Origin of the sequence: Streptomyces sp. NPDC014891 (genome assembly GCF_043081085.1) — a bacterium.
Classification (GTDB): Bacteria; Actinomycetota; Actinomycetes; order Streptomycetales; family Streptomycetaceae; genus Streptomyces.
The window spans coordinates 228891-255824 of record NZ_JBIBWF010000005.1; the positions used below are offsets into that span (position 1 = coordinate 228891).

Here is a 26934-nt window from a genome sequence, read left to right on the forward strand (position 1 = left end):
TCACAGTTTCGGCGCAATCTCTTCGGTCCAGATACGGGTCCGCTCCTCCTGCGGCATGTGGCAGGCCGAGAAGTGGCGGTCCCCGGCCGGCGCCAGCTCCGGTCGCAGGGTGCGCGTGACGCCGCCCTTGGGGACGTCCGCGTACGGGCAGCGGGGGTTGAAGGCGCAGCCGTCCGGGATGTTGATGAGGCTGGGCGGGTTGCCCTTCACCGGGATGAGCCGGTCGGTCTGGTCGCGGTCGATCCTCGGCATCGAGCCGAGCAGGCCCCAGGTGTAGGGGTGCTGCGGCTCGTAGAAGACGGACTCGGCCGGTCCGCGCTCGACGCAGCGCCCGCCGTACATCACGAGGATGTCGTCGGCGAGCTCGGCGACGACGCCGAGGTCGTGGGTGATGATGACGACCGCGGAGCCGAACTCCTTCTGGAGGTCCCGCATCAGGTCGAGGATCTGGGCCTGCACGGTCACGTCGAGCGCGGTGGTCGGCTCGTCGGCGATGAGCAGGGCCGGGTTGTTGACGAGCGCCATGGCGATCATCGCGCGCTGGCGCATGCCGCCGGAGAACTCGTGCGGGTAGTTGTCGAACCGCTTGGCGGGCTCGGGGATGCCGACCCGGTCGAGGAGTTCGACGGCCCGCTTGCGCGCCGTCTTCTTGTCGACGTCGTGGTGGACGCGGTACGCCTCCACGATCTGGTTGCCGACCGTGTAGTACGGGTGCATCGCGGACAGCGGGTCCTGGAAGATCATGGCCATGTCGCGGCCGCGCATCCTGCGGACCTCGTCCGGGTCGGCCGAGAGCAGCTCGCGTCCGTCGAGCCAGATCTCGCCGGAGATGCGGGCCTTCTGCCGGCCGTACTGGCCGACGGTGTGGAGGCCCATGATGCCGAGCGAGGTGACCGACTTCCCGGAGCCGGACTCGCCCACGATGCCGAGGGTCTTGCCCTTCTCCAGCTGGAAGCTGAGCCCGTCGACCGACTTGACCAGACCGTCGTCGGTCGGGAAGTGGATCTTCAGGTCGCGCACGTCGAGGAAGGCGTCGGAGGGGGCGGACCCGGTGCCGACGGGTTCTCCCACCGCCGCGCCGGTCTTCGTCAGCTTGTCCGTCATGCGAGCCTCACTCGGGGGTCGATCACCGCGTACAGGAGGTCCACGACGAGGTTGGCGAGGACGACGCAGGCCGCGGTGATCAGCGTGACGGCCAGGATCAGCGGCAGGTCGCGCTCGCTGACGCCCTTGATGGCGAGTCCGCCGAGGCCGTGGAGGCTGAACGCGGTCTCGGTCAGGATCGCGCCGCCGACGAGGGCGCCGAGGTCCATGCCGAAGATGGTCAGGATGGGGGTCATGGTGGAGCGCATGGCGTGCTTGCCGAGCACGACCGGCTCCGGGAGGCCCTTGGCCCGCGCGGTGCGGATGTAGTCCTCGCCGAGGACCTCCAGCATGGTGGCGCGGGTGAGCCGCGCGTACATCGCCGCGTACAGGAAGGCGAGGGTCACCCAGGGCAGGAGCAGGCCGCCGAACCAGCCGCCGAAGGACTCGGTGATCGGCGTGTACGAGGCGTTGAGCCAGCCCAGTTGGGTACGGAAGATCAGCATCGCCAGCATGGCGGTGAAGAAGATGGGGAGCGAGACGCCGGCCAGCGCGGTGATCATGGCGGCGCGGTCGATGATCGTGCCCCGCTTGAGGGCGGAGACGACGCCGGTGGAGACGCCCAGCACCAGCCAGAGCACCGCGGCGCCGATGACCATGGAGAGGGTGACGGGGAAGGCGTCGACCAGCATCTCCGAGACGTCCTGCTCGGTGCGGAACGAGTAGCCGAAGCAGGGCGCCGCGCAGTGGATGGTGTCGCCGCCGCCGGTGTAGTCGCGACCGACGAAGATGCCGGAGACGAAGTGCCAGAACTGCACCAGGATCGGCTCGTCCAGGCCCAGCTTCTGCCGGACGGCCTCGATGGATGCCGGATCCGCCTGCTTGCCGACGAACATCGCGGCAGGGTCGCTGCCGGTCAGCTTGGGTATGAGGAAGAAGATGCTGAGCGTCACGAGCGTGACGACGAGCAGCATCACGACGACCGCGAAGAGTCGCCGGACTATGTATGCAAGCATGCGGTCGGCCGGTCGGCGGCCGGGGGACCCGATCGGGTCCCCCGGCCGCCGCCCTCGGCCATCACCTGCCCTTCGGACCTGGCGGCGGGTGGTGCGCCGGTGGAACGGGTCGGATTACTTGACGACGCCGAGCGACGCGTAGTCGTAGCGGCCGTTGTAGGCGTCCGCCGTGTAGACGTTGGTCAGCCGGGAGCTGCGCCAGATGATGTTCTTCTCGTGAGTGAAGGGCAGGTAGACCGCGGCCTCCGACACCTTCGTGTTGATCTGCTTGTAGAGCTCGCCGGCCTTGACCGGGTCGGTCTCCTTCAGCGCCTGGTCGAACAGGCCGTTGACGGCCTTGTCGTTCAGCTCCGAGAAGTTGTTGTTGCCGCTCTGGAGGATGAAGCGACCGTCGACGAGCGGCTGGAGGAAGCCCTGGCCGGACGGGAAGTCGGCGCCCCAGCCCATGATGATGATGCCGTAGCCCTTGTCCTTGACGACCTTCGGCGAACCGATGATGCCGGACGTCTGGGCGCCGTCGAACTGGTCGATCTCGGCCTCGATGCCGACGGCCTTCAGCGACTGCTGGAGGGACTCGGCAGTCGCGATCTCGATCTTCTTGTTGTTGCGGACCGCGATCGTGGTCTTGAAGCCGTTCGGCTTGCCGCACTTCTTGAGCGCGTCCTTGGCCTTGGCCAGGTCCGGGGCGCCGCCGAGCTTGCCGTACGGGTCGGCCTTCGGGTCGGCACCCTTGATCGCCGGCGGAAGCATGTTGGTGGCGATGTCGCCACCGGCCTGCGGGCCGCCGCGGGCGGTCTGGAGGGACTTGGAGTCGGCCGCGTAGATGATGGCCTTGCGGCACTCGATGTTGGGGATCACCGTCTGCGGGAAGACCGCGTAGCGGATGAAGCCCGTCTGCGGGTTGTCGACGTTGCCCTTGTGCTGCTGGAGCACCTTCTGGCGGGCCGAGGCACCGACGCCGGTGGCGTTGATGTCGAGGTCGTACTCGCCCTCGACCAGGCGGTTGTCCATGTCGTCGGCGTTCGTGGTGAACGTGACGCTGACCTTGTCCGGCAGGGCCTTGCGGACGGTGTCCGTCTTGGCGTCCCACTTGTCGTTGCGGACGAGCTTGATGGACTTGTTCGGGGTGTACGAGTCCCACTTGTACGGGCCGGAGGAGAAGGGCTTCAGGCCGTACTTGGCCTTGGTGTCCTTGTCCTGGCGGACCGGGGAGGCGGCGGGCATGGCCAGCATCTGCAGGAAGTCGCCGTTGGCGACCGGCAGCTTGAAGATGATGGTCTTGTCGTCCGGGGTCTCGATCGCCTTCAGGCCGAGCTTGTCCGCGGAGGTGTCCTTGTAGGGGCCCTTGTACTCGCCCTTGGGGTCGAGGACCTGCTGGAGGTAGATCGGGCCGCCGGAGATGACGTCCTGGGCCCAGATGCGCTCGATGCCGTACTTGATGTCCTTGGAGGTGATCGGCTTGCCGTCCTCCCAGGTCACCCCGTCCTTCAGCGTGAAGGTGTAGGTGAGGCCGTCGGCCGAGACCTTGCCGGCGTCGGTGGCGAGGTCCGGGACGAGCTCGGTGGAGGCGGCGCCCGGCTCGGCCTTGAAGGTGACCAGCTGACGGGTGTAGTAGCGCGCGAAGTCCCACACGAAGCCGTAGTAGCCGCGCTGCGGGTCCCACGAGTCGGCCTCCTGCGAGCCGATGAACTTGAGCTCGCCGCCCTTCTTGTCGGAGGCGTTGGCGACCTTGTTCACACCGGCGTTGAAGCCGGGCGCACCGCCCTTGCCCTTGTCGCCGCTGCCGCCGCCGTTGCCGCCGCCGCACGCGGTGGTGACGACCATCGTGGCCGCCGCGAGCAGCGCGCCCGCGGCGATTCTGCGCTGAGAGCTCTTCAGCATGGGTCCAGCAACCTCCGGGATAGTGGCGGCCGTACGGCGGTCCGCCGATTGGGGTTCAGCCTCCTGTCGCCAGCGGCAGGGGCGGGTCGTGCGGGTCGTCGGCGAACGGTCAGCGGGAGCCCTTCGGGTCGAGCGCGTCACGCACGCCGTCGCCGAAGAGGTTGAACGCCAGGACGGTGATGAAGATCGCGAAGCCGGGGATCACCATGAACAGCGGGTCCGACTCGTAGGTGGTGATGGCCGTCGACAGCATCTGTCCCCAGGAGGCCGTGGGCGGCTTGACACCCGCGCCGAGGAAGCTGAGCGCCGCTTCGGTGAGGATGTTGGTGGGGATCATGAGGGTCGCGTAGACCGTGATCGGGGCGATCAGGTTCGGCAGCAGCTCGCGGCGGAGGATGTAGAGGCGGCCGGCGCCGAGGCTCTGGGCGGCCTCGACGTACTCGCGGTTGCGCAGCGAGAGGGTCTGGCCGCGGACGATGCGGCCGACGTACGGCCAGCCGAAGAAGCCGATGACGAGCACCAGGGCGGCGATGCGGACGCCGGAGCCGTCGAGGCCGAGGAGCTGGTTCGGCAGGACGGAGACGAGGGCGATCGTGAAGAGCAGCTGCGGGAAGGCGAGCATCACGTCCATGACCCGGCTGAGGGCCGCGTCGACCCAGCCGCCGAAGTAGCCGGCGATGATGCCGAGGACCGTGCCGAGGACGACGGCGAAGACCGCCGCGAGGAAGGCGACGAGGAGCGAGATCCGGGCGCCGTAGACGATACGGCTGAAGACGTCGCGGCCGTTGACGGGCTCGACTCCGAAGAGGAAGTCGGAACTGACGCCGCCCCAGGAGCCGATCGGGGTGCCGAACAGGGGGTCGATCTGGTCCTCGTGGAACTCGTCCGGCGGGTGGCCGAGGAGGCCGACGATGACCGGCGCGAAGATCGCGACGAGGATGAGGAAGACGACGACGAAGGCGCCCGCGAGGGCCAGTTTGTCGCGCTTGAGCCGGGTCCAGGCGATCTGCCAGGGCGAGCGGCCCTCGATCGCCTTGGCGGGGGCGCCGGCCTCGGGGAAGCCGGGGGCGACGGGCGCGCCATCGACGGTGGCGGTCGCCTCGCCCGCACTCTTCTCGTGCAGTGGTGCCGTCATCGTGGTGAGGACCCCTCTCGGCCGCCGGTAGCCGGCCCTTGCCCGCCGCGGGTAGCGGCTCGGTGGAACAACCTGCCGGGCGACCTGCTCGAAAGGAGCCGAACGCCCGGTGTTCCGGGGAGTCTTCAATGTGCTTGTGATCACCCGCCAGCCCTGACGAGGAATGTTTGCTCAAACGTGATGCGGTGCTGCGACTTCCGTTATCCGGACGTCGGGGGCGCCTGAGCGGACCATCTCGGGGCCTCTTCCCCTCAATCGGACATGTCCCCTCAACTATGCGTTCGAGCTCCTGAATTGGGGCGAACGAAAGCCTCCGGAGCGGACTCCGGAGGCTGATGGGGAAGGAGGGGAGAAGGTGTACGTCTCAGTATCCGGACGGCGCGGGCGGGGGGTATCCGTAGCCCGGGGCGGGCGCCCCGCCGCGTCCGGCGTGCGCCTCGCGGTCGTAGAACGGGCGCCCGTTGGCGCGCAGCCAGAGGGCCACCGGGTCGTACCCGTCGGAGAGGGCGACCGTGGAGACGGGCAGCCCGTCGGGTACGGCGCCGATGGACTGGCGCATCATCGACCGGACGGTGTCGACGGCGGCCGCCGAGGTGTCGTACAGGTCGAGGCCGATGGCGAGGTACGGGGAGCCGAGCGCGGGCTGCACCCAGCCGCGGCGCAGCGCCCGGACGGCGGGGGTGCGGTGCGCGTTCTGCGTGAGCAGGGCGTAGAACTGCGGGATCTCCAGGGTGGGCTCGGTGACCCGGAGCGGCCCGGCGGGCATCCGGTCGAGGCCGGTGGCGATCCGGCGGAGGTCGGCCCAGGGGATGCCGACACCGCCGCCGGGGGCGTGCGGATTGAGCCAGACGCCCCAGCGGTCGGGGTAGAGGGCGCGGGCGATCTCCCGGCCGGTGACGAGCTCGTGGGCGCGGTGCCAGCCGGAGGCGGCCAGTTCCTGCGCGGAGGTGACGCAGGGCGCGTAGCCGAAGCCGTCGACCTCCATGTTCCCGTACTGGGCGTCGGACGAGCCGGGCGAGCCCTGCCAGAGCAGCATCCACAGCTCGCCGTCGGCGAGGGCGTGCAGCAGCTGCTCGTACGCGTCGTAGCGTCCGGGTGCCACCTGGCGCAGCATGTGCTCGACCTGTCCGGTCGCCGCGGTGCCTGACGCGCTCACCCTGGGTCCTGCCCCTCTTCCGTCGCCGTCGCTGTTGCCGACGTCTGTGCCTGCTGTCGAGAAGTTCAGCTTAAACAGGCCGTCCGTCACACGGCGGCGCGCTGGTAGAAGGGGCGCACCCGCTCCAGCATCCAGTCGCCGACCGGGTCCTGTGCCATGTCGAGCAGGATGAGGTTGACCGGCCAGGCGCACTCGACGCGGCCGAGGGCGCGGCCGAGGGCGTCCAGGGGCGCGTTGCGGTCGACGCCGTCCCAGGCCGCGAGCTGCACGCCGATGAAGAGGGCGGGTTCGGTGCCCTCGACGCTGGCGAGGGCCCGGCGGGCGGTGGTGACGACGCCGGTGGCCTCGAACTCGGCGGAGGCGGCGGCGAGGAAGTCGACCGGGTCGTCCTGCCAGTCGGGCTCGAAGAGCCGGACGCGGCCGCCGGTGGCGGGCCCGTCGAGCGGGGTGCGGCCGACGCGGCACAGCTCGGCGACGGCCGGCGGGGGCAGCGGGACGCCGACGACGCCGCCGGGGTTCACGGCGATGCCGAGCTGCGGGGGCAGGCCGCGGGCGAAGTCACGGGCAGGGGCGACGGTGAACGACATGTGGCCGCCGACGCAGGCGAGGAACTGCTCCTCGGAGCTGAAGACGGGGACGTAGGCCGCGCCGTCGATCTCCATGGTGGCGAGGTCGAGGTTCGGGCTGTCGGGTCCGCCGCCGTTGGGCAGGGGCACCCAGACCGGGCTGCGGCCGAGGACCTCGACCAGGCGGGCGCCCGCCGCGGGGTTGCCGAGTGAGGCGGCAAGGACCTCTTCGAGCTCGTTGCCCGGCCACGTCACGTCCACGGTCGCGTTTCCCCTTCTCGCACGGCCTGCCGTACCGGCCGCCCCGGCAGCACCCTAACGCCGCCCCGGCGCCGCCGTGGCCAAAAGAAGCGGTACGGACACTCCGGGACAGGGGCGTACGTCACAGCGGCCCGGGCCGCGGCGGGCGGTCGCGCGCCGCCGGGGCCCGGGCCGCCCGCCTCAGGCCGCCTGGCGGAAGCCGATCGTCCGCAGGAGGTCCGCCGCGTCCCGGTCGAGCAGGGTCGCGGAGGCGCAGCCGTGCGGCAGCCGGCCGGACTCCGCTGCGGCGACGAGCCGGGCGACGGCCCGCCGGTGCCGGGCGAAGGCGTACGCGGAGACGCCCCGGCCGCGGGCCCGCTGGCCCGCGCGGGCGGTGTCCGGGTCCACGTCGAGGAGGACCAGGTGGAGGGCGCGGCCGCGGCGCCGGGCCTCCCGGGCGAGCCAGCCCCGGACCCAGGACTGGGTGCCGCAGTCGTGCACGATCACCCCGGCGCCGGAGCGCAGGGCGCGGTGCAGGCCCGCGTAGTGCGCGATGCGGACCAGGGGGCGGTAGACGGCGTACGGCAGGAGGCGGGGCATGCGGGCCTCCCAGCGCTCCCGGGTGTCCTGCGAGTCGATGCCGGCGCCGTCGGCCGCGCGTCGCATCAGGGTGGACTTGCCGCTGCCGGGCAGGCCGGAGACGACCACCAGGTCGCCGGGGGCGAAGGTGAGGGCGCGGGGGCCGCGGCCGCCGCGCTCGCGCAGGTCGCGCAGGAGCCGTCCGCGGCCGCGGGTGCGCGCGCGGGCCCGCTGGGACGGTATGCCGGTACTTCGGGCATATGCGCCGGTGTGCTCGTACCTCATCGCTTCTCCCCCTGCCGGGCCCGGGAAGACCCTTGCCCACAAAGTGTAAAGAAGCGGTAATGGGACACAAGCGATGTGCCACGCCGACCTCGCGTGCAATGATGTGCGCGCCAGGCGCGCACAGTCGCCGCACAATCGCATACCGGCCGCTCGAATCCGCGCGGGAGAGTTCCGGACGCCAGGCGTGTCCGGACGCCGAAGGAGCAAGACCCTCCCTTGAATCTCTCAGGCCCCGTACCGCGTGGATGAGGCAGATCTGAAAAGCGGGACACCGTGCCGTGTCCCCACCCAAGGTGCAAGCCGACCTCTCGGTGCCGGTCTCCCGGCGACGAGATGCTCTCGGTGAACCTCTCAGGTTCCATGACAGATGGGGAGGACGTCCTCGCCCGTCATGTGTTTCGTCACCGATCACGCCCTTGGGACCCGGGAGCCACCCATGAGCACTGCCCCCCGTCTGACCGCCCTCGATGCCCTGCATCGTTCGCTGGGCGCGACCATGACCGACTTCGCCGGCTGGGACATGCCGCTCCGGTACGGCAGCGAGCGGGACGAGCACGTCGCCGTCCGCACCCGGGCGGGCCTGTTCGACCTCTCCCACATGGGCGAGATCACGGTCACCGGCCCGCGGGCCGTCGAGCTCCTCGACCACGCCCTGGTCGGCAACATCTCCACGGTGGGCGTGGGCCGCGCCCGCTACACGATGATCTGCCAGGAGGACGGCGGGATCCTCGACGACCTGATCGTGTACCGCCTCGGCGAGACGGAGTACATGGTCGTCGCCAACGCCTCCAACGCGCAGACCGTCCTGGACGCGCTCACGGCCCGCGCGGAGGGCTTCGACGCCGAGGTCCGGGACGACCGCGACGCCTACGCCCTGATCGCGGTCCAGGGCCCGGAGTCCCCCGGCATCCTGAAGTCGCTCACGGACGCCGACCTGGACGGTCTGAAGTACTACGCCGGCCTGCCGGGCACGGTCGCCGGGGTGCCCGCGCTGATCGCCCGTACCGGCTACACCGGCGAGGACGGCTTCGAGCTGTTCCTGAAGCCCGAGCACGCCGAGCAGGTCTGGGTGGCGCTGACCGAGGCCGGCGCGCCGGTCGGTCTGATTCCCTGCGGCCTGTCCTGCCGCGACACGCTCCGCCTGGAGGCGGGCATGCCGCTGTACGGCCACGAGCTGACCACCGCGCTGACCCCCTTCGACGCGGGTCTGGGCCGGGTCGTGAAGTTCGAGAAGACGACGAACGACGGCCGCTTCGTCGGCCGAGAGGCGCTGGAGAAGGCCGCCGAGCGTGCCGAGACCGCCCCGCCGCGCAAGCTCGTCGGTCTGGTCGCCGAGGGCCGCCGGGTCCCGCGGGCCGGCTTCTCGGTGGTCAAGGACGGCGTGGTGATCGGCGAGGTCACCTCCGGCGCCCCCTCCCCCACCCTCGGAAAGCCGATCGCCATGGCGTACGTGGACGCGGCGCACGCCGAGCCCGGCACCCAGGGTGTAGGTGTGGACGTCCGGGGCACCCACGAGCCCTACGAGGTCGTGGCACTGCCGTTCTACAAGCGCCAGAAGTGACGCGTCCGTCTCACTTCGCGTCTCATCCCGCAAGACCCTCGTTCATCAGCACTCCCCCGATCCAGGAGAATCAGGCCATGAGCAACCCCCAGCAGCTGCGCTACACCAAGGAGCACGAGTGGCTGTCGGCCGCCGAGGACGGTGTCGCGACCGTCGGCATCACGGAGTTCGCCGCCAACGCGCTCGGTGACGTCGTCTACGCCCAGCTCCCGGAGGTCGGCTCCACGATCACCGCGGGCGAGTCCTGCGGCGAGCTGGAGTCCACCAAGTCGGTCAGCGACCTGTACGCCCCGGTGACGGGCGAGATCGTCGAGGCCAACCAGGACGTCGTGGACGACCCGTCCCTCGTGAACACCGCTCCGTTCGAGGGTGGCTGGCTGTTCAAGGTACGCCTCACGGGCGAGCCGGAGGACCTGCTCACCGCCGACGAGTACGCCGCGTTCACCGCCGGCTAACCCGACACCCCTAGGGATCGATTCATGTCGCTTCTGAACACTCCCCTCCACGAGCTGGACCCGGACGTCGCCGCCGCCGTCGACGCCGAGCTCCGCCGTCAGCAGTCCACCCTCGAGATGATCGCGTCGGAGAACTTCGCTCCGGTCGCCGTCATGGAGGCGCAGGGCTCCGTCCTCACCAACAAGTACGCCGAGGGCTACCCGGGCCGCCGCTACTACGGCGGCTGCGAGCACGTCGACGTGGCCGAGCAGATCGCGATCGACCGGATCAAGGACCTGTTCGGCGCCGAGTACGCCAACGTCCAGCCGCACTCCGGCGCCTCCGCGAACCAGGCCGCCCTCTTCGCGATCGCCCAGCCCGGCGACACGATCCTGGGTCTGGACCTGGCGCACGGCGGCCACCTGACCCACGGCATGCGCCTGAACTTCTCGGGCAAGCAGTTCGACGTGGTCGCGTACCACGTGGACGAGGCCGGTCTGGTCGACATGGCCGAGGTCGAGCGCCTCGCCAAGGAGCACCGCCCCAAGGTGATCATCGCGGGCTGGTCCGCCTACCCGCGCCAGCTGGACTTCGCCGAGTTCCGCCGGATCGCCGACGAGGTCGAGGCCTACCTGTGGGTCGACATGGCCCACTTCGCGGGTCTGGTCGCGGCCGGTCTGCACCCGAACCCGGTCGAGTACGCGGACGTGGTGACCTCCACCACGCACAAGACGCTCGGCGGCCCCCGCGGCGGCATCATCCTGGCGAAGAAGGAGTTCGCGAAGAAGCTGAACTCCTCGGTCTTCCCCGGATTCCAGGGCGGCCCGCTGGAGCACGTGATCGCGGCCAAGGCCGTCTCCTTCAAGGTCGCGGCCTCGGAGGAGTTCAAGGAGCGCCAGCAGCGCACCCTGGACGGCGCCCGCATCATCGCCGAGCGCCTGGTCCAGGACGACGTCACCGCCCACGGTGTCTCCGTCCTGTCCGGCGGCACGGACGTCCACCTGCTCCTCGTCGACCTGCGCGACAGCGAGCTGGACGGCCAGCAGGCCGAGGACCGCCTCCACGAGGTGGGCATCACGGTCAACCGGAACGCCGTTCCGAACGACCCGCGCCCGCCGATGGTCACCTCCGGTCTGCGCATCGGCACGCCGGCGCTCGCCACCCGCGGTTTCCAGGCCGAGGACTTCGCCGAGGTCGCCGACATCATCGCGGAGACCCTGAAGCCCGGCTTCGACGCCGAGTCCCTCAAGGCGCGGGTCACCGCGCTGGCGGACAAGCACCCGCTGTACCCCGGCCTGAAGTAGTTTCGTACGCTTTTGTTCGACCGGAACCCTGGGGCACCGCGCACACTGGACGGTGAGCGCGGTGCCCCACCCCATGTCCCCGCGCTGTACCGCACGTCCTTCTTCGCGCTTCTCTGCTCCACCCCGGCAGACAACGGCGTCTAGCCCCACAAGGAGTCTTCGTGGCCATCTCGGTCTTCGACCTGTTCTCGATCGGCATCGGCCCGTCGAGCTCCCACACGGTGGGTCCGATGCGAGCCGCCCGGATGTTCGCCCGCCGCCTGAAGAACGAGGGCCTGTTGGCCCACACCGCCCGCATCCGGGCGGAGCTGTACGGCTCCCTGGGTGCGACCGGCCACGGCCACGGGACCCCGAAGGCGGTCCTGCTGGGCCTGGAGGGCAGCTCGCCCCGCACGGTGAACGTGGAGACGGCCGACGACGAGGTCGAGCGGATCAAGTCGAGCGGCCGGATCAACCTGCTCGGCGCGCACGAGATCCCCTTCGACTTCGACGCCGACCTGATCCTGCACCGGCGCAAGGCGCTGCCGTACCACGCCAACGGCATGACGATCTTCGCGTACGACGCCGAGGGCGCCCCGGTCCTGGAGAAGACGTACTACTCGGTCGGCGGCGGCTTCGTCGTGGACGAGGACGCCGTCCAGGGCGAGAACCCGATCGTCCCGGACGACACCGTCCTGAAGTACCCCTTCCGCACCGGCGACGAGCTGCTCCGCCTCGCGAAGGAGACGGGCCTGTCGATCTCCGCGCTGATGCTGGAGAACGAGAAGGCCTGGCGCACCGAGGACGAGATCCGCGCGGGCCTGCTGGAGATCTGGCGGGTCATGCAGTCCTGCGTCTCGCGCGGCATGTCCCGCGAGGGCATCCTGCCCGGCGGTCTGAAGGTGCGCCGGCGCGCCGCGAACCTGGCCCGCAAGCTGCGCTCCGAGGGCGACCCCAAGATGCACGCCATGGAGTGGATCACCCTCTACGCGATGGCCGTGAACGAGGAGAACGCGGCGGGCGGCCGGGTGGTCACCGCCCCGACGAACGGCGCGGCCGGCATCATCCCCGCCGTCCTGCACTACTACACGAACTTCGGGGCGGGAGCCGCCTCGGAAGAGGAGAAGGAAGACGGCATCGTCCGCTTCATGCTGGCGGCCGGCGCGGTCGGCATGCTCTTCAAGGAGAACGCCTCGATCTCCGGCGCCGAGGTCGGCTGCCAGGGCGAGGTCGGCTCGGCCTGCTCGATGGCGGCGGGCGCGCTCGCCGAGGTCCTCGGCGGCACGCCGGAGCAGGTGGAGAACGCGGCCGAGATCGGAATGGAGCACAACCTGGGCCTGACCTGCGACCCGGTCGGCGGCCTGGTGCAGATCCCGTGCATCGAGCGCAACGGCATGGCGGCGGTCAAGGCCGTCACGGCGGCGAAGATGTCGATGCGCGGCGACGGCAGCCACCTGGTCTCCCTCGACAAGGTCATCAAGACCATGAAGGAGACCGGCGCGGACATGAGCGTCAAGTACAAGGAGACCGCGCGGGGCGGGCTCGCGGTGAACATCATCGAGTGCTGAACCGATTCTCCGGGCGGGCCCCCGGCCGGTGGGCGGTCCCCGGGCCGGGCGGCCGCCGCCGCCCGGGCCGGGGGCCGGGTCAGTAGCGCACCCAGAGGACGTAGACGTCCGGGCGCGACGGGGCGAAGGGCTCGCAGAGGAAGAGCGCGCCCCAGAGCGGACGGCCCGCGACGCCGGCCGCCTGGCACTCGGCGTACGAGGAGTGGTGGCTGCGCGGGTAGAAGCCGGGACCCGCGGCCTCGGCGGTGCCCGCGGTGCCGAGCGCGAGCGCTCCGGCCGTGGCCGCGGTGGCGAGTACGGCTGCGATGCGACGGTTCATGGCATGTCCTCCTGAAAACGCCGGGATGCCCCGGCGGAGTGCGTGACGATGCGATGTGAAGCGTTGCGGTGCGGTATGTGCCGGCTGCGCAGCCGGGTCGAACGTACCGTCGCGGGCAGGGCCGCACAATAGGTCCAGACCAATAACCTGATCACGCCGGGGTCGGCACCACGCTCCTGCCCGTCTCGTGCGCGTACAGCATCGCCCGGTCCCGGAGGGACGCGTGGACCGCCATGCGCGCGTCCCGGCGCCGCTGGGCCGGGCCGTCCGGCAGGTGCAGGATCCCGGCGTTGCCGCGCGAGCCGCGCTGGATCTCCGCCGTGCGGGGGATCCGGAGCGCCTGGTAGCGGTCGAGCCGGGCCGCCGTCGTCGAGGACGCCGGATCGGCCAGGCAGGCCGCCAGGTCCATCGCGTCCTCGATCGCCTGGTTCGCGCCCTGCGCCATGAACGGCAGCATCGGATGGGCCGCGTCGCCGAGCAGGGTCAGCCGGCGCGAGGACCACACGTCCAGCGGCGGCCGGTCGTGCAGCGCCCACTGGAGGGTCGACTCCACGGCGCCCACGACGTCCGCGACCAGACCGGTCCAGCCGCCGAAGACCCGGCGCAGCGCCTCCGGGTCGCCCGGCACCGACCAGGACTCGCCCGGGGACTGCGCCATCGGCACCGTCGCCGCGAAGCTCAGGTACTCCCCCGCCGCGACCGGGTAGCACACGAAGTGCCCGCCCGGGCCGAGCCAGAGGCGCACCAGAGGCGCGCGGGCCTCGTCCGGCAGCCGGTCCACGGGCACCAGGCCCCGGTAGATGCCGAGACCCGAGAACTCGGGCTCGTCGCGGCGGAACGCCTCGCGGACGGTGGAGTGGATGCCGTCGGCGCCCACGACCAGCTCCGCCCCGCGGACGGTGCCGTCCTCGAAGGACAGCCGCACGCCGCCGTCCGGCCCGTCCGCCTCCCGCGCCCCGCTCAGGCGCTCGCCCAGCTTCAGGCTGCCCCCGTCGACGAGGGTCAGGAGCGCGTCGTGCAGGTGGGCCCGGTGCACCGTGTAGTACGGGGCTCCGAACATCCGCTCGCACTCCGCGCCCAGGGGCGTCCGGGCGATCGGCCGCCCGCTCCACCCCCGTACCTCCATGGCCTCGATCGCCACCGCCCGCTCGCGCAGGGCAGGGCCGAGGCCGAGCCGCAGCAGCGGCCGCACGGCGTTGGGCGAGAGCTGGACTCCCGCCCCCACCTCCGCGAGCCGCCGCGTCTGCTCGTACACCGTGTACGGAACTCCCATGGAGGAGAGCGCACCGGCCAGCGTCAGTCCGCCGATGCCGGCACCGACCACCGAGACGTGCGGCCGCTCCTCCGCTCCCCACTCGTCCAGATCCCCGAACCGCACCTTTGAGACCGCCTTCCGTGTCGCTGCTGTGTCGGCACCGTCGGCGCCACCGGCCGCGGAATCCCGCGGCCCGGCCGTCCGCCGCACCCCGAGCATGGGTCGCCCACCGGCCCCCGGCAACGCGGGTCACGCCCCCCTCTGACAACTGTCGCGGCTTCCATGACGTCCGTCACCGCCGCCCCTCCGGGGCCCGGCCGGGCCCCCGGCCCGCGCCTAACGTCGAGGCGGCGCCCCGGAGTCCGTCTGCGGGCGACGACCCCACGACGTCCCACCACCACACCGGGAGGCACACAGTGACACGAGCCGAGGGACCGCGGTGACCGCCGCGGTGGCCGTGGAAGGCCTGCACAAGCGGTACGGCGACCACGAGGCCGTGCGCGGCGTCGACTTCAGCGTCGCCGAGGGCGAGATCTTCGCCCTGCTCGGGCCGAACGGCGCGGGCAAGACCACCACCCTGGAGATCCTGGAGGGCTTCCGGGAGCGCGACGGCGGCCGGGTCGAGGTCCTCGGCCGCGACCCCGGCGTCAAGGCGGACGGCCACTGGCTGCGCGGCCAGGTCGGCCTCGTCCTCCAGGACATCGCCGTGGAGCCCTATCTGTCGGTGCGGGAGACGGTGGCCCGCAACGCGGGCTACTACCCGGACCCGCGGAACGTCGACGAACTCCTCGACCTCGTCGGCCTGGAGGAGAAGAAGGGCGCCAAGGTCAAGGACCTGTCGGGGGGCCAGAAGCGCCGGCTCGACCTGGCGCTCGGCGTCGTCGGCCGGCCCAGGCTGCTGTTCCTCGACGAGCCGACGACCGGCTTCGACCCCAACGCCCGCCGGGGCGCCTGGGACGTCGTGCGCAACCTCCGCGACGACGGCACGACCATCGTCCTCACCACCCACTACATGGACGAGGCGCAGGCGCTGGCCGATTCGGTCGTGGTCATCGCCGAGGGCCGGATCGTCGCCTCCGGCACCCCTGACACCCTGGGCGGCCGCGACAGCGCCCAGACCCGGATCCGCTTCGCGCTCCCGCCCGGCGCCGCGCTCGCCGACGTTCCCCTGCAGGTGAGCGACGTGGAGGACGGCCTGGTGACGGCCGAGACGACCGAGGCGACGGCCGCGCTGCACCGGCTGACCGGCTGGGCGCTCGACCGGGGTGCGACGCTCGACCGGCTGACCGTCGAGCAGCCGACGCTCGAGGACGTCTACCTGAGCCTGACCAGCGAGTACGTACAGCAGGAAGCCTCCTCGCCGTCGTCCGCGCGGGAGCGCAAGGCGCCCGCGGGACGAGGCCGCCGACCCGGACGGAGCCGCTCATGACCACCTTGATCCCCCCGAGCACCGAGACGACCGCCCCGGCGGTCCCGGCGGCCCGCGCGGACGCCCCGCGCGAACGGAACCCGCTGGCCCTGCTGGGCCATCAGATCCGTTACGAGCAGCTGTCGTTCTGGCGCAACCCGCAGTCGATGGTCTTCACGTTCGTCCTGCCCATCGTGATCATCAGCATCTTCGGGGCCGTGTTCAGCGGCAGCGAGGGCGAGGACTTCTTCTTCGGCCTGACCGGCATGCAGTACTACACGCCGGTGATCGCCGCCGTGTCCGTACTCGGGGCCTGCTACGGCCAGTTGGCGATCGTGCTGGCGATGCGCCGGCAGACCGGCGTGCTGAAGCGGCTGCACGCCACGCCGCTGCCGGCCTGGGTCTACTTCGCCGGTCTGCTCGTGCACTGCGTCGTCGTGAGCATCGTCGACGTCGCGCTCGTCTTCGGCATCGGCGCGCTCTACGGCGTGGACCTGCCCACCCACTGGGGCGCGGTCCTGGTCACCCTCGTCCTCGGCGCGGCCAGCTTCTGCGCGCTGGGCGTCGGCGTGGCCTCGCTGATCAAGAACTCGGAGGCGGCCCCGGCCGTCGTGCAGTTCATCCAGTTCCCGCTGGTCTTCATCTCGGGCAGCTACTTCCCGATCCACGCCGAGCTGCTGAACACGATCGCGGGCCTGCTGCCCGTGAAGCCGTTCAACGACGCCATGCTGGCGCTCTTCACCCAGGACGCCGGCTTCCAGTGGCGCGACCTGGCGGTCCTCGCCGCCTGGGGCGTGATCGGAGCCCTGATCGCCGTCCGCAGCTTCCGCTGGGACCCGCGCCCCGAGTAGGCGGGCGAGCACCACGAAAAGGCCCGACCGGCGACCGGTCGGGCCTTTCGTGTTCCCCGTGGGGGGGCTTAGGTCAGACGTTCCGCGGTACGGGGGCGCCCTCCGGCAGGGGGAAGGCGCGGGCCAGGACGGCGTAGGTGCGCAGCTCCTCCAGGAGGCTCAGGCCGAGCCGGTTGTGGAGCATGTGCGCGTGCGAGAAGAGGACCATGCCCGGGTGGGCCGGCGACTGGGCGCGGATCTCGTCCGCGTGGGCGGCGATCCGGGCGTGCCAGTCGGCGAAGGGGCCGTGGGCGTCCGGGTCGAGGGCGACCGTCCCCTCGACCCGGGTGACGGTGTCGAGGAGTTCGGCCGGGTGGCCCGCCTCGGCGGCCCAGGCGCGCCAGGCGCCGAGGCCGTGGGCGTAGTAGTACGCGCGTTCCGCCGGGTCCCCGAGGGCGGCCGCGACGGCGACGGTGCCGCGCAGGGCGAGCAGGGCCCGCTGCCGCTCGTCGCCCACCCGGGGCAGGGCGGCGAGGACGAGGCGGCTGGACAGGGTGAAGAGGGACTCGGCGGCGGGCATCAGGGCCCGGCCGCCGTAGCGGTCGAACTCCGGCTCGTAGACCGCCGGGTGGACGCCGGGCGGCAGCAGGGCCTTCACGGAGGTGTTCTCGCCGGTCTCGCCGGCGGCGGCGAGCCGCTCGGCCCCGCTGCGGTAGGCGGCGGGGTCGAGCGGCTCCTCGCCCGGCGCGGGCGCTCCGGCGACGGCCAGGCGTGCGGCGAGCGCGGCCGCCACGCGGGTGCGTGCGGCCCCGTCGAGGTCGCCCACGCGGAGCCGGAGGTGCGGGCCGGACTGCCAGTAGCGGATGAAGAACCAGGGCGTGCCGGGGGCGAGTTCGCGGACGGTGGGACCGATGACGTCGGTGACGACCCGGTCGTGTGCCGACCGGGCCGTCGTGCCGAGGTGGAGGTGCCAGGCGGTCCATGCGGTCGCCGGCGCCGCGGGCGGCGGGGCGGTGGCCGCAGCGGGGGTCGGGGTCGGGGTCACGGGGACGCTCCTTCAGAGTCTGAGGTCGAGCAGCGCGCCGCCGGTGTCCTGCGGTACTCCCACGACCACGGACAGGACGATCATCTCGTCGGGTGCGAGGCCGAGGACGCGCTGGGTGGGAATCTCCTTGAAGGCCCGCACGGGGCGGGCGAAGAGGCCGGAGGCGGCGGCGGACAGGCAGAGTCCGTGCGCGGCCCAGCCGGCGGCGTGCTGGACGGCGCCCCAGCCGGCGGTCCCGAGGCGCGCGAAGAGCTCCCGGGTCCGTACGGACAGGAACACGGTCAGGGGGGCGTGGCGGATGCCGCAGCCGTTGACGGGCGAGACGCCGTAGCCGTACTGCTCCTCCAGGCGCTCGGGTGCGGTCGGGTCGGCGCGCAGGAGGTGCGCGGCGCCGTCCCGGAGCCGGTGGACGCCGTCGGTCCGCCCGTCGACGCCCTGGACGACGGCGGTGACGGTCAGCATCGCGAAGGCCGCGGCGAGTTCGGTGCCGGGCGGCGGTACGGAGAGCCAGCGGGCGGCGCTGTCGAGTGCCTCGGCGGGCACGTCGGCGCGGCGTCCGCTCATGCCGTGCAGGGCCCTCGGCATGCGTCCGGAGTGGCGCCGCCACAGCAGCTCGGCCCAGTCCGGCGCGGTCGCCGACGGGCCGAGGCCGGCCGGGACGGCGGTGGTGAGCGGGGCGGGGGCGGGGTCGTAGGTCTGTTCCCGGTTGACGCGGATCAGCGCGTCGAGGGCGGGGTCGGTGCGGGCGAGGTGGGCCGGCGGCCCGGGGACGGGGACCGTGCCGCCGGGCGGCGCTCCCCCGCCGTCGACTTCCACGACGAACGGCAGGGACCAGGCCCAGGCGTCGTCGAGGCCGAGCGCGGGCAGGAGCGCGTGGGCGTCCGGGCCGGGGAGCCGGAGCCTGGCCGGCACGTCGAAGAGTTCGAGACCGAGGCTCAACGCCCGCAGCACGAAGCCCAGTTCGATCGCGATGAGGGAGCCGCGGAACCACTGGTAGGCGGGCGGCACGCTCGTGTACCGGCCGGTGAGGACGATGTTGCCCGCGGGGGCCTCCCGGGTGCCGGTGAGGGCGTGCCGGTCCGGTTCGAGGAGGCGCCACGGCATGCCCGCGCCCCCGTCCACGAAGGCGTGGACGGGGAACAGGCAGCGCGGCGAGGCGTACGGCCGGTGGTCGTTGTAGGGGTTCTCGGGCTCTCTCCGCTGGGGCCCGAAGGCGGTGACGAGGGCGCGGCCGAGCCGGTCCCCGACCGGTTCGGCCGCGCCCGGCCCCCGTGGACCGCCGGGCGGCGGCCCGGGGTGGGGCAGCGCCGCGAGCCGGTCGTGGGTGCCGAGCGGCAGGGTCTCGCGCGGGCCGCCCCCGCGCGGCGGCGGGGGCGGTACGTGGGTGTCGGGCGGTGGTTGCGGGACCCAGGTCCACGGGGGTGCCCCGGGTGCGTCGTCGCCCGCCCCGTAGGCGTACCAGAGGGGTTCGCGGGCGATGCTGTTGTCGCCCTCGGGGCCTGGCAGGTCGACGGGGCCGCGGCGGGGCGGCGCCTCCGCGCCGGCGGCCGCGCGGGGGGCCGTCGGGGCGGTCACGGGAACGGGTGGGGGTCGAGGGGGATCGCCCGGTGCTCCTGCCCGGTGCCGCGCAGGGCGGCGGTGAGCCGGGGCAGTCCGGCGAGCCGCTGCTGGGCGTGGCCGAAGCACATCGGGACGATGCCGGGGACGACCGCGCGGGCCACGTGGATGCCGGCGTCGGCGTGTTCGCGGCTGGTCTGGTCGACGAGGACGATCCGGTCGAGCCCGGCCTCGGCGAACAGTCCGCGGACGAAGTCCAGGGCGCCCCGCACGTCCCCGCCGGAGCCCCGCGCCATGCGGCCCGGCCAGTCGGGGAAGGCCTCGTCGAGCGTGACCCGGGGTCCCCCGAGCGCGGCGGTGGCGCGGGCGGCGGTCTCGGGCAGCGAGGAGAAACGGACGTGGTCCTCCAGCTCCTGGACCAGCCAGGGGTCCTCGACCATCGGTTCGACGGTCTCGCGGGTCCAGTCGACCGGGTTGGTGACGAGCTGGGCGACCTCGCGCAGGGCGCCCCGGATCGCGGACTGCGGGTCGGCGCCGGAGCCGGCCGAGGAGAAGGTGGCGGGGAAGGGGTTGAGGCGGTTGACCGCGAGCACCCAGACGACCGGCAGGCCGATGTCCCGGGTGGCGACGAGGAGGTGCACGTCGAAGCCGCGGGACTCCATCAGCTCGATCATAGCCCGGCTGGTGGGGTCGGTGAGGGAGGAGTTCGGGATGGTCGGCAGGGGCGCGGCCCGGTGCCAGGAGAGCAGGAAGGCGTCCCGCTCCGCGAGCTCGAACAGCGAGTGCAGGGCGGCCTCTTCGAGGTTGGCGCCGACGGCGCAGCCGCTGGACGACTCGTAGAAGTAGTGCTTGCGGCCGGGTGTGCCGGCGGCGCGTGCGGCCCGGCGGTCGCGGCGGTGGTTGTACTCGTACTGGTAGAAGGCGTGGTCGGCGGGGACGAGCAGGGCCCGGCCGTCGTCCAGGTCGTGGCCCCACACCCAGTCCATCGGGGTGTCGGCGTCGAACGGCGTGGCCCGGCTGGTCGGGTGGGCGAGCTGCTCGGCGGTGTACTGCCCGAGCCCCGCCGGGTCGACGGCGTGGTCCGCGACCTCGGTGTACGAGCGGTGGGTGAGGACCGGGATGTCGTACGGGAAGCCCGCGAGCCGCTCGTACGCCTCCAGGACCGCCACGGGTCCGGTCTCGGCGAAGGTCCGGGCGCGGCCGTGGCCCATCGCCGGGGCGTCCGGCACGACGGCCATGCTCATCGCGAAGGGGGCCCGGGACTCGCGCAGGAGGGCGCGGACGGGACCGAAGCGGTCGTCGACCAGGCGGTCCTGGAGCACGCCGCGCTCGACGAGCCGGCTCGCGGCGGTGCGGGTGCAGTCGTCCGGGAAGGCGGGCCGGTCGGTCGGGGTGAGCGGCGCCGGGGTCCGGGTGCCGTCGAGGAGGGCGTCCGCCGGTCCGCAGAGCGGGCAGTGGAAGCTGCGGGCGATCCGGTGCCGGCGCAGGCCGCGCGGCGAGACGGAGAAGAGTTCGCCGGGCCCGAGCGGCCGCCTCGCCAGGTGCTCCAGGGTCGCCCGGAGCAGTTCGGGGAGGAGCGGCGCGCCCGGCCCGGGGGCCGCGGTCGCGTGGCGCAGGTCGCCGGCGAGCGGGTGGTCGGGGACGGTGCGGTCGCGGACCTCGGCGCAGCCGGCGCAGCCGGCGTCGGTGCCGGGCCGCCAGAGCGGTCCCACCAGGACCTCGTCGGCGAGGACGCGGACGGAGAGGTGGGGCCGGCCGGTGGCGGCGGCCTCGTCGAACCGCGCCCGCTCCCAGTCGAGGTGCCAGCCGCGGTCGACCGCGACGGTGCCCTCGGGGAGGAGGCCGGCGAGGGCGTCGAGCGCGGGGCGCCACGCCTCGTCGGCGGGGTGGACGTCGAGCCCAGGGCCCCGGGCGAGGGCGGGGGCGGGGGCGGGGACGGGGGTGAGCGTGTCAGTGGGCATCGTGGGCCTCCACGGGGCCGTACCAGAGGGGGAGCTCGCCGAGCACGGGGTCGTGGCGGTGGGCCTCGCCCCGGTAGGCGGTGCCGGTGCGGGCGGCCAGCTGGGCGCGGAGGGCGTCCAGGGCGGCGCGGTCGGCGAGGAGCAGGGCGTCGGTGGAGAGCGGGTCGACGGTGCCGGGGGCGTCCGCGGTCTGGACGCGGGCGAGAGCGGTGCACAGGGCGTACCGGGCGGCCTCGGCCGCGTCGGCGCCCCAGGCCCGGCCGAGCGCGGCGCCGTCGGCGGTCACCTCGGCGAGCCGCCAGTCGAGTCCGGTGACGGCGTGGAGCCGTATCGCGGGTTCCGTGGGCAGCAGGGCGCGGAGTCCGGCGAGGATCCGCAGCCCCTCCGCGTCGAGGCCCTCGCACGCCACGCCGCCCGCGGCCGCGGCGGGAGCGCCCGCCGGGAGGGCCGCGGGCGGCACGTGCGGGGTGTCGGTCTTCGCCGGAAGGGGCGCTGTCTCCTCGGCGAGCAGGCGCAGTGCGCCGTCGAGGAGCCAGTGTTCCCTCGTGAGCCCTGCCGCCGGGGTGGGATCCCCGGGGATGCGGGCGGGCGGGCCTGCCGCCGGGGTGGGAGCCCCGGGGATGAGGGCCCGCAGGGCCTGCAGGACGGCCGCCGCGGTGGCGGTCTCCTGGTGGGCGGCCCAGGCGAGGACCGTGGTCGTGGTGCCGCCGGTGCGGAGTTCGGCGGCGCGCAGGGCGAGCGGCATCTGGGGCAGGTCGGCGCCCTCGGCGAGGGCGAGCGGCCCGGTCCAGCGGGCGGTGAGCGGGGTCGCCGTCTCGCGTGCCTCGTCCGGTTCGGGGCGGGGATCGGCGGGGGCGGAGCCGAGGGTGTACGGACCCTCGGGGAGGGAGCCCGGTCGGCCGGTCGCGGCCGCCTGGTGGGCTCCCCCGACGGTGACCCGGTCGGAGGTCAGGTCCGTCCCGTGCACGACGTGGGCCTCGCCCGGGTCGGCGGTGCCGGTGAGGACGTCGACGAGGAGCTGTGCGCCGAGGGCGCCGGCGAGCGCGTCCGCCACGGGTCGGGGTGCGGGTGCGGTGGACTCGGCGTCGGCCCAGGCGCGGGCCCGGGTGTGGAACGCGTCGCGGACGGTCCGGTCCGAGGGATCGGTGAGGGCGGGGCCGACGAGGGTGACGCCGGTGCCCCCGAGGCGTACGGGGACGACGAGGGGCGCGTCGGCGGACGGTGCCGGGCTTCCGTCGTCCTCGCGGATGTCGAGGACGGCGTCCGGGACGGCGGCCGGGTCGCGCGGGTCGGTGAGGACCGTGCCGACCCCGGCCCGGCGCAGGCCGCGGGCGGCCGGTCCGGTGGCGGTGGGCGGGCCGGTGACCAGGACGGTCGCGGCGCGCAGCCGGGCGAAGGCCCCGTACGGGTCGTCGAGGAGGCCTTCGAGGCGGGCGAGTGCCTCGGCGTGCCGGGCCCGGACGTCGGCGGGCGGTTCGGGCGCGGTGTGTGCGGCCGGGTCGAGGAGCAGTCCGTTCTCGCGGAGCCTGTCGACGAGGAGGCGGACGGCGGGGCGGGCGCGCTCGGTGCCGATCTCGGCGACGAGCGCGTCCTCGTCGGTGCCGCCCTCCAGGAGGGGGACGCAGCCCTGGGCGACGGCGTGCAGGACCTCGGAGCCGCGCAGGACGAACCGGGCGCGGACGCCGCTGAAGTAGACGCCGCCGGGGACGGGCGCGTAGTGCAGGTCGGGGCGCGTCCTGAGCGCCTTCGCGGGCGTGGTCATCGCTCCTCCGCCTCGGTCGTCGGGTGGTAGGTGAAGCGGCCGCCGGCGGTACGGCCGACCTCGACGACCCACTCGGTGGCGTGGGTGCCGTCGACGACTCCGGGCAGCGCCTCCTCCAGGTAACTGCCGCCGGTGTCGGCGCCGCGGCGCTCCAGCATCCGGGGCAGGACGCGGGCGCCGAGCGCGCTGCTCAGGTCCACGTACTGGGGCTTCTGCTGGAGGCGCTTGGACTGGATGTCGGGGGCTCCGACGGAGAGCGGGCCCTCGTCCTCGGGGACGGTCTTGACGACGACCTCCTCGGGTACGCCGTACTTGGCGCGCCAGGCGTTGAGGGCGAGCAGCCGTTCGTGCTCCTCGGGGCCGGCGGCGAGGGCGGTGCCGAGTTCCTCTCCGCCGTACCAGCGTCGGCGGCCGATGAGGACGTCGCCGACGGCCATCCGGGGCGCGACGCGGGTGGCGGTGCGGTCCCAGGGGGTGGCGGCGTGCCAGCTGTTGGGGAGGGCGTTGAAGAGGCGGCCGCTGATGGCGAGGCCGGAGGCGACGGAGAGCGGCGGCGGGAAGAGGCCGGGGTGGCCGGTGCCGAGCGGGAGGACCCGCAGCGGGGCGCCGTCGGCGTCCTCGACGCGCAGGGAGTCGGTCTCGGGGTCGTGGGCGAGCCGCAGTCCGAACCAGTCGTCGGGGGTGAGGCCGCCGGGCAGGATCGGGGTGTGGGCGTTGACGTTGAGGCGGTGCAGGCCCAGGTCCTCGGTGACGCGGGCGCCGTCGTAGCCGTACACCCGGCGTACGTGGTCGGCGAGGCGGGGCAGGGCGCGGCCGCCGAGGCGGCGGTCGGCCTCCAGGAAGCGGGCGTAGAGCATGCCGTGGCCCGGCAGGCCGTCGTTGAGGACGAGGTGGCCGTCGCCGCGCTGGAGCAGGATGCCGTAGATCAGCGGGTCGCGGCGGAAGCGCTCCGGGAGGTCGCCGGTGAGGCCCGCGACCTGCTCCGGGCTGATGCGGAGGGTGTCGTCGCCGCGCTCGACGGCCTCTCCGATGAGGGCGTGGAGCGATGCGGTGACCTCGCGGCGCAGTTCGTAGATGCGCTCCAGTGAGCCGTCGGCGGGGCCGATGCCCTTGAGGGCGGTCGGGTCGCCGGGGCCGTCGGGGCCGTAGACGGCGGCCATGGCGGCGGCGCGGCGGGAGACCTCGCCGACGACGAAGGGGGCGTGGGCGGCGAGGGGGACGTTGGCCCCGGGGCCGAAGCGCTCGACGAACGCGGCGGTCATGAGGACGCGGACGTCGTGCAGCCAGTCGAAGACGGTGAGGAGCTCGACGGCGGGGCCGAGGTCCTTCAGGGACTCCTTCCAGGGTTCCGTGGCCACCTTGAGCGGTGGCATCACGTAGTCCTCCTCGACCGTGACGTGGGCGGGGCGGCCGGCGGCGTGGCTGAGTTCTCCGAGGGCTCCGCGCAGCTCGGCCAGGGCGTCGCCGCGTCCGGCGGCGGGTGCGGCGGTGAAGGCGGGCAGGCCCGCCTTGACGCGGTCGGTGAGCAGCTTCGTCACGGGACGGGGGTCGTCGGGGGTGAGCAGGACGTCGTAGTCGGTGGAGCCGTCCTCGGCCTCGTGGAAGGTGCAGAGGAGGCCCTGTGCGACGGCGCCGCGGACCTTCTGGTCGGCGTCCGCGGCGGCGATGCCGGAGCGTTCGGCGACGTGGGCGACGACGGAGACGAAGGGTCGGGGGCCCATGGAGACCGCGTCGAGGAGGTCTCCGGCGGGTCCGTCGAGGGCGACGGCGGCCCGGCGCATCCCCTCGGGCGAGGGCTTGAGGAAGAAGAGCTTGCCGGCCGCCGGGTCGGGGGCGGAGGTCGGCGGGAGGCCGATCCACAGGTCCTCGATCGCCCGGTCGGCGGGGTCGGGCAGGCCGCCGAGCACGTAGTTGAGCATCACGCGGTCGAGACCGGGGAAGGCGGTCGCGCCGCCGAAGCCCGCCTCGTCGGGGCCGGGCGCGGCCGGGTCGGGCTCGGCGATGCCGACGGCCGTGAAGCGGGCGAGGGGGCTCGTGCGGACCATGGCGCGGGTGACGTACTGGATGAGTCCGCGCTCGGACTTGCGGCTCTTGGCGGGGACCCGGCCGGGGGCCCGGACGGCGGCGCGGTAGCGTTCGGCCTCCTGGTGGACCTCGGGGGCGACGAGGGCGAGCGAGCGCAGCAGGTCGGCGTCGCCGAGGAGTTCGGCGAGGACCCCGCGCTCGCGTTCGGCAGCGTCGGGGTAGCCGTCGACCAGTTCGGCGCGGATCCGGTCGCGTTCCCGGCGGGCTTCGAGCCAGGCGCCGATCACGGGGCCGGCCTCCTCCGGGGTCGCCTTCGGGGCCTTGCCGCTGTTCACGGCGCGGCGCAGGGCGATGAGCGCCCGCCGGTCCGCGTCGTCGGTCGCGGCGCCGATCCGCTCGTACAGCTCGTCGGAGGCGGCGGCCGCGGCCTCGGCGAGGGTCTGCTCGGCGGCGGTGAGGAGGACGAGCTGCCGGCGCAGTCCGGCGTCGGCGAGCCGGGCCCGGCGCAGCGGGTTGACCCGCAGGAACCAGAGCGGCTCGGGTACCGGCGCCGACCGCGCGGGCGCGGAGGTCGGGGCGGGTGCCGGTGCGGTGGCCGGCTCGGGCGGCACGGCCCCGCGCGGGTCCGTCGGGCTGCCGATCACGGGGGCGGTCATCGAAGGGCTCCCTCGGGGGCGGTGCCCGGAGCGGCGCTCGGGGCGTGGGCGGCGGAACTCGTGCTCCCGGCGGGGTGACGTGCGGCGATGCGCTCGCGCCAGGAGACGCCGAGGACCTCGTCGACCGTCTCGGCGACGGCGAAGCAGGTGTAGTAGCGCTGCATCGGGGAGACGGTGAGCAGCGGCAGCTGCTCGTAGAAGAGGTTGGTGAGGAGGCGGAAGGAGGCGAACCACGGGGACGGGGCCGAGGTCACGCCGGCCTCGCCGACGGTCCGGTGGAAGTCGCTGTCGGGCTGCTCGCCCTGGGGGACGACGGTGGTCGCTCCGGGCGGGCCCATCTCCGAGCGGTCGAGTCCGGCGGTGGCGCCGTCGAGGAGGTCGAGGGTGAGGGTCCCGGCGGCGACGGCGCTCTCCAGCGCCCCCGCGCCGTAGGCGAGTCCGGTGCGCCAGGCGGCGGCGGTCGCGGAGACCTCGCCGCTGAGCCGCTGCTCGACGACCCGGCGGAGCACGGGCGCGTCCTGGGCGAGGCGCTGCTGGAAGACGGGGCGGACGTCCTTGGTCGGCGCGGCCCAGGCGAGGAAGGCCTCGACGTGGGACCGGGGGGAGAAGACCCCGTAGCCGAGGCCGAGGGTGTGGGTGTCGGCGAGGGCGACGAAGGCCTCGGCGAGCCGGAGCGTGCCGGAGCCGGTCTCGCCGGCGAGGTCGTCGATCGTCCGCAGGAGCGCGGGCGTCAGGGCTCCGTGCACGACGGTGCGGAAGCGGTCGAGGCGCGGGTCGCGGGTGACGGCTCCGCCCTGGCCGGCGCGCTCGATCCGCTCGACGGCGCCGTGCTCGCGCAGCGGCAGGTAGGGGGGCTGGACGGCCTCCAGGCGGCCGAACTCGCGGGCCTGGTCGAGGTAGGTCTCCTCGGTGAGGGCCCGGGGCGGGTCGAGCGGGCCGGCGTCCAGGGACCGGGCGACGCCCTCCCAGTCGGGGCCGCCGCCCGGGACGCCGGCGGCGTCCCGGGCGAGGATGTCGACGTGCGGCCCGTGCAGCCACCCGCGGCGCAGCTGGACGGCGGGAGCGCCCGCCTCGTTCAGCGCGCGGGCGACCGGTACGACGTACCGGGCGAGCCAGGCCGGTGTGACCGGCATCCGTGTGTGCAGCCGCACGCCCGTCAGGCCGTCGGAATCCGGCTTCACGGCAGTGCGCTCCAGCGCATCAACCCCCATGCTTTCGCACCTTCCGAGAATTCGAGAACAACGTCCTGGGCTTTCTTTGACTTCCGGCCGCAATCATGTGCCGGGGAATTGCGCGGGAAAAGGGGAAAGGGGCTCGGGCTGACATCT

21 protein-coding genes and 1 riboswitch are annotated in these 26934 nt (G+C 73.4%); of the genes, 6 read left to right on the forward strand and 15 right to left on the reverse strand.

Annotated features, from left to right (window positions below; translation table 11 throughout):
- From ACF09E_RS16375 to ACF09E_RS16405, 7 genes are all read right to left on the reverse strand, one after another.
- Positions 1-1104: an ABC transporter ATP-binding protein gene (locus tag ACF09E_RS16375; RefSeq protein ID WP_392205798.1), complete on the reverse strand. Its 1104-nt coding sequence runs from the start codon at positions 1102-1104 to the stop codon at positions 1-3.
- Positions 1101-2099 (reverse strand): ABC transporter permease, encoded by a 999-nt coding sequence (locus ACF09E_RS16380; RefSeq protein ID WP_361854052.1) that lies wholly within the window; start codon positions 2097-2099, stop codon positions 1101-1103. Before ACF09E_RS16380 ends, ACF09E_RS16375 begins: the two co-directional genes overlap by 4 nt.
- Before the next feature lie 114 nt (positions 2100-2213).
- Positions 2214-3980, reverse strand: a complete 1767-nt coding sequence (locus tag ACF09E_RS16385) for an ABC transporter substrate-binding protein (protein ID WP_392205799.1) — start codon at positions 3978-3980, stop codon at positions 2214-2216.
- 109 nt (positions 3981-4089) lie between these two features.
- Positions 4090-5115: an ABC transporter permease gene (locus ACF09E_RS16390; RefSeq protein WP_392205800.1), complete on the reverse strand. Its 1026-nt coding sequence runs from the start codon at positions 5113-5115 to the stop codon at positions 4090-4092.
- A 364-nt stretch (positions 5116-5479) separates the two neighbouring features.
- Positions 5480-6271: an enhanced serine sensitivity protein SseB C-terminal domain-containing protein gene (locus ACF09E_RS16395; protein ID WP_392205801.1), complete on the reverse strand. Its 792-nt coding sequence runs from the start codon at positions 6269-6271 to the stop codon at positions 5480-5482.
- Positions 6272-6357: 86 nt separating this feature from the next.
- Positions 6358-7098: an enhanced serine sensitivity protein SseB gene (locus ACF09E_RS16400; RefSeq protein ID WP_361854064.1), complete on the reverse strand. Its 741-nt coding sequence runs from the start codon at positions 7096-7098 to the stop codon at positions 6358-6360.
- 180 nt (positions 7099-7278) lie between these two features.
- Positions 7279-7941, reverse strand: coding sequence for an AAA family ATPase (locus ACF09E_RS16405; RefSeq protein ID WP_392205802.1), 663 nt, complete (start codon positions 7939-7941; stop codon positions 7279-7281).
- 151 nt (positions 7942-8092) lie between these two features.
- A riboswitch (glycine riboswitch) is annotated at positions 8093-8191 on the forward strand.
- 186 nt (positions 8192-8377) lie between these two features.
- Here ACF09E_RS16405 and gcvT point away from each other — a divergent pair.
- The 4 genes from gcvT (at position 8378) to ACF09E_RS16425 (ending at position 12788) form a co-directional block, all read left to right on the forward strand.
- Complete coding sequence (gene gcvT, locus ACF09E_RS16410; RefSeq protein WP_392205803.1) at positions 8378-9502, forward strand: glycine cleavage system aminomethyltransferase GcvT; 1125 nt, start codon at positions 8378-8380, stop codon at positions 9500-9502.
- 77 nt (positions 9503-9579) lie between these two features.
- Positions 9580-9957, forward strand: coding sequence for a glycine cleavage system protein GcvH (gene gcvH, locus ACF09E_RS16415; protein ID WP_361854072.1), 378 nt, complete (start codon positions 9580-9582; stop codon positions 9955-9957).
- A gap of 24 nt (positions 9958-9981) precedes the next feature.
- Positions 9982-11241 carry a serine hydroxymethyltransferase gene (gene glyA / locus ACF09E_RS16420; protein WP_392205804.1) on the forward strand — a complete coding sequence of 420 codons (1260 nt, stop codon included), beginning with the start codon at positions 9982-9984 and terminating at the stop codon, positions 11239-11241.
- Between the two features lie 161 nt (positions 11242-11402).
- On the forward strand, positions 11403-12788 hold the full coding sequence (locus tag ACF09E_RS16425; protein WP_392205805.1) for an L-serine ammonia-lyase: 1386 nt from the start codon (positions 11403-11405) through the stop codon (positions 12786-12788).
- Between the two features lie 79 nt (positions 12789-12867).
- Here ACF09E_RS16425 and ACF09E_RS16430 read toward each other — a convergent pair whose 3' ends face one another.
- Positions 12868-13107, reverse strand: coding sequence for a hypothetical protein (locus ACF09E_RS16430; RefSeq protein ID WP_392205806.1), 240 nt, complete (start codon positions 13105-13107; stop codon positions 12868-12870).
- Between the two features lie 151 nt (positions 13108-13258).
- Entirely contained in the window at positions 13259-14581 is a 1323-nt protein-coding gene (locus tag ACF09E_RS16435; protein WP_392205807.1) for an FAD-dependent monooxygenase, read from the reverse strand.
- A 220-nt stretch (positions 14582-14801) separates the two neighbouring features.
- On the opposite strand from ACF09E_RS16435, the gene ACF09E_RS16440 reads away from it, so the two are divergent.
- Together ACF09E_RS16440 and ACF09E_RS16445 are read left to right on the forward strand one after the other, a co-directional pair.
- The gene (locus ACF09E_RS16440; protein ID WP_392205809.1) at positions 14802-15791 is read left to right on the forward strand and encodes an ABC transporter ATP-binding protein; all 990 of its coding nucleotides are present in this window, start codon (positions 14802-14804) and stop codon (positions 15789-15791) included.
- On the forward strand, positions 15788-16621 hold the full coding sequence (locus tag ACF09E_RS16445; RefSeq protein WP_392205810.1) for an ABC transporter permease: 834 nt from the start codon (positions 15788-15790) through the stop codon (positions 16619-16621). Before ACF09E_RS16440 ends, ACF09E_RS16445 begins: the two co-directional genes overlap by 4 nt.
- 73 nt (positions 16622-16694) lie before the next feature.
- Here the strand turns inward: ACF09E_RS16445 and ACF09E_RS16450 are convergent, their stop codons facing one another.
- From ACF09E_RS16450 to ACF09E_RS16475, 6 genes are read right to left on the reverse strand one after another with little or no spacing between them, the layout of a single operon-like run.
- Positions 16695-17645: a thiopeptide-type bacteriocin biosynthesis protein gene (locus tag ACF09E_RS16450; protein ID WP_392205811.1), complete on the reverse strand. Its 951-nt coding sequence runs from the start codon at positions 17643-17645 to the stop codon at positions 16695-16697.
- A gap of 12 nt (positions 17646-17657) precedes the next feature.
- On the reverse strand, positions 17658-19220 hold the full coding sequence (locus ACF09E_RS16455) for a hypothetical protein (protein WP_392205812.1): 1563 nt from the start codon (positions 19218-19220) through the stop codon (positions 17658-17660).
- Positions 19217-21163, reverse strand: coding sequence for a TOMM precursor leader peptide-binding protein (locus tag ACF09E_RS16460; protein ID WP_392205813.1), 1947 nt, complete (start codon positions 21161-21163; stop codon positions 19217-19219). Before ACF09E_RS16460 ends, ACF09E_RS16455 begins: the two co-directional genes overlap by 4 nt.
- Positions 21153-22925 carry a hypothetical protein gene (locus tag ACF09E_RS16465; RefSeq protein ID WP_392205814.1) on the reverse strand — a complete coding sequence of 591 codons (1773 nt, stop codon included), beginning with the start codon at positions 22923-22925 and terminating at the stop codon, positions 21153-21155. The genes ACF09E_RS16460 and ACF09E_RS16465 overlap by 11 nt, the downstream gene beginning before the upstream one ends.
- Positions 22922-25606, reverse strand: a complete 2685-nt coding sequence (locus ACF09E_RS16470) for a hypothetical protein (protein WP_392205815.1) — start codon at positions 25604-25606, stop codon at positions 22922-22924. The genes ACF09E_RS16465 and ACF09E_RS16470 overlap by 4 nt, the downstream gene beginning before the upstream one ends.
- Positions 25603-26817, reverse strand: coding sequence for a hypothetical protein (locus tag ACF09E_RS16475; RefSeq protein WP_392205816.1), 1215 nt, complete (start codon positions 26815-26817; stop codon positions 25603-25605). The genes ACF09E_RS16470 and ACF09E_RS16475 overlap by 4 nt, the downstream gene beginning before the upstream one ends.
- Positions 26818-26934: the final 117 nt, after the last annotated feature.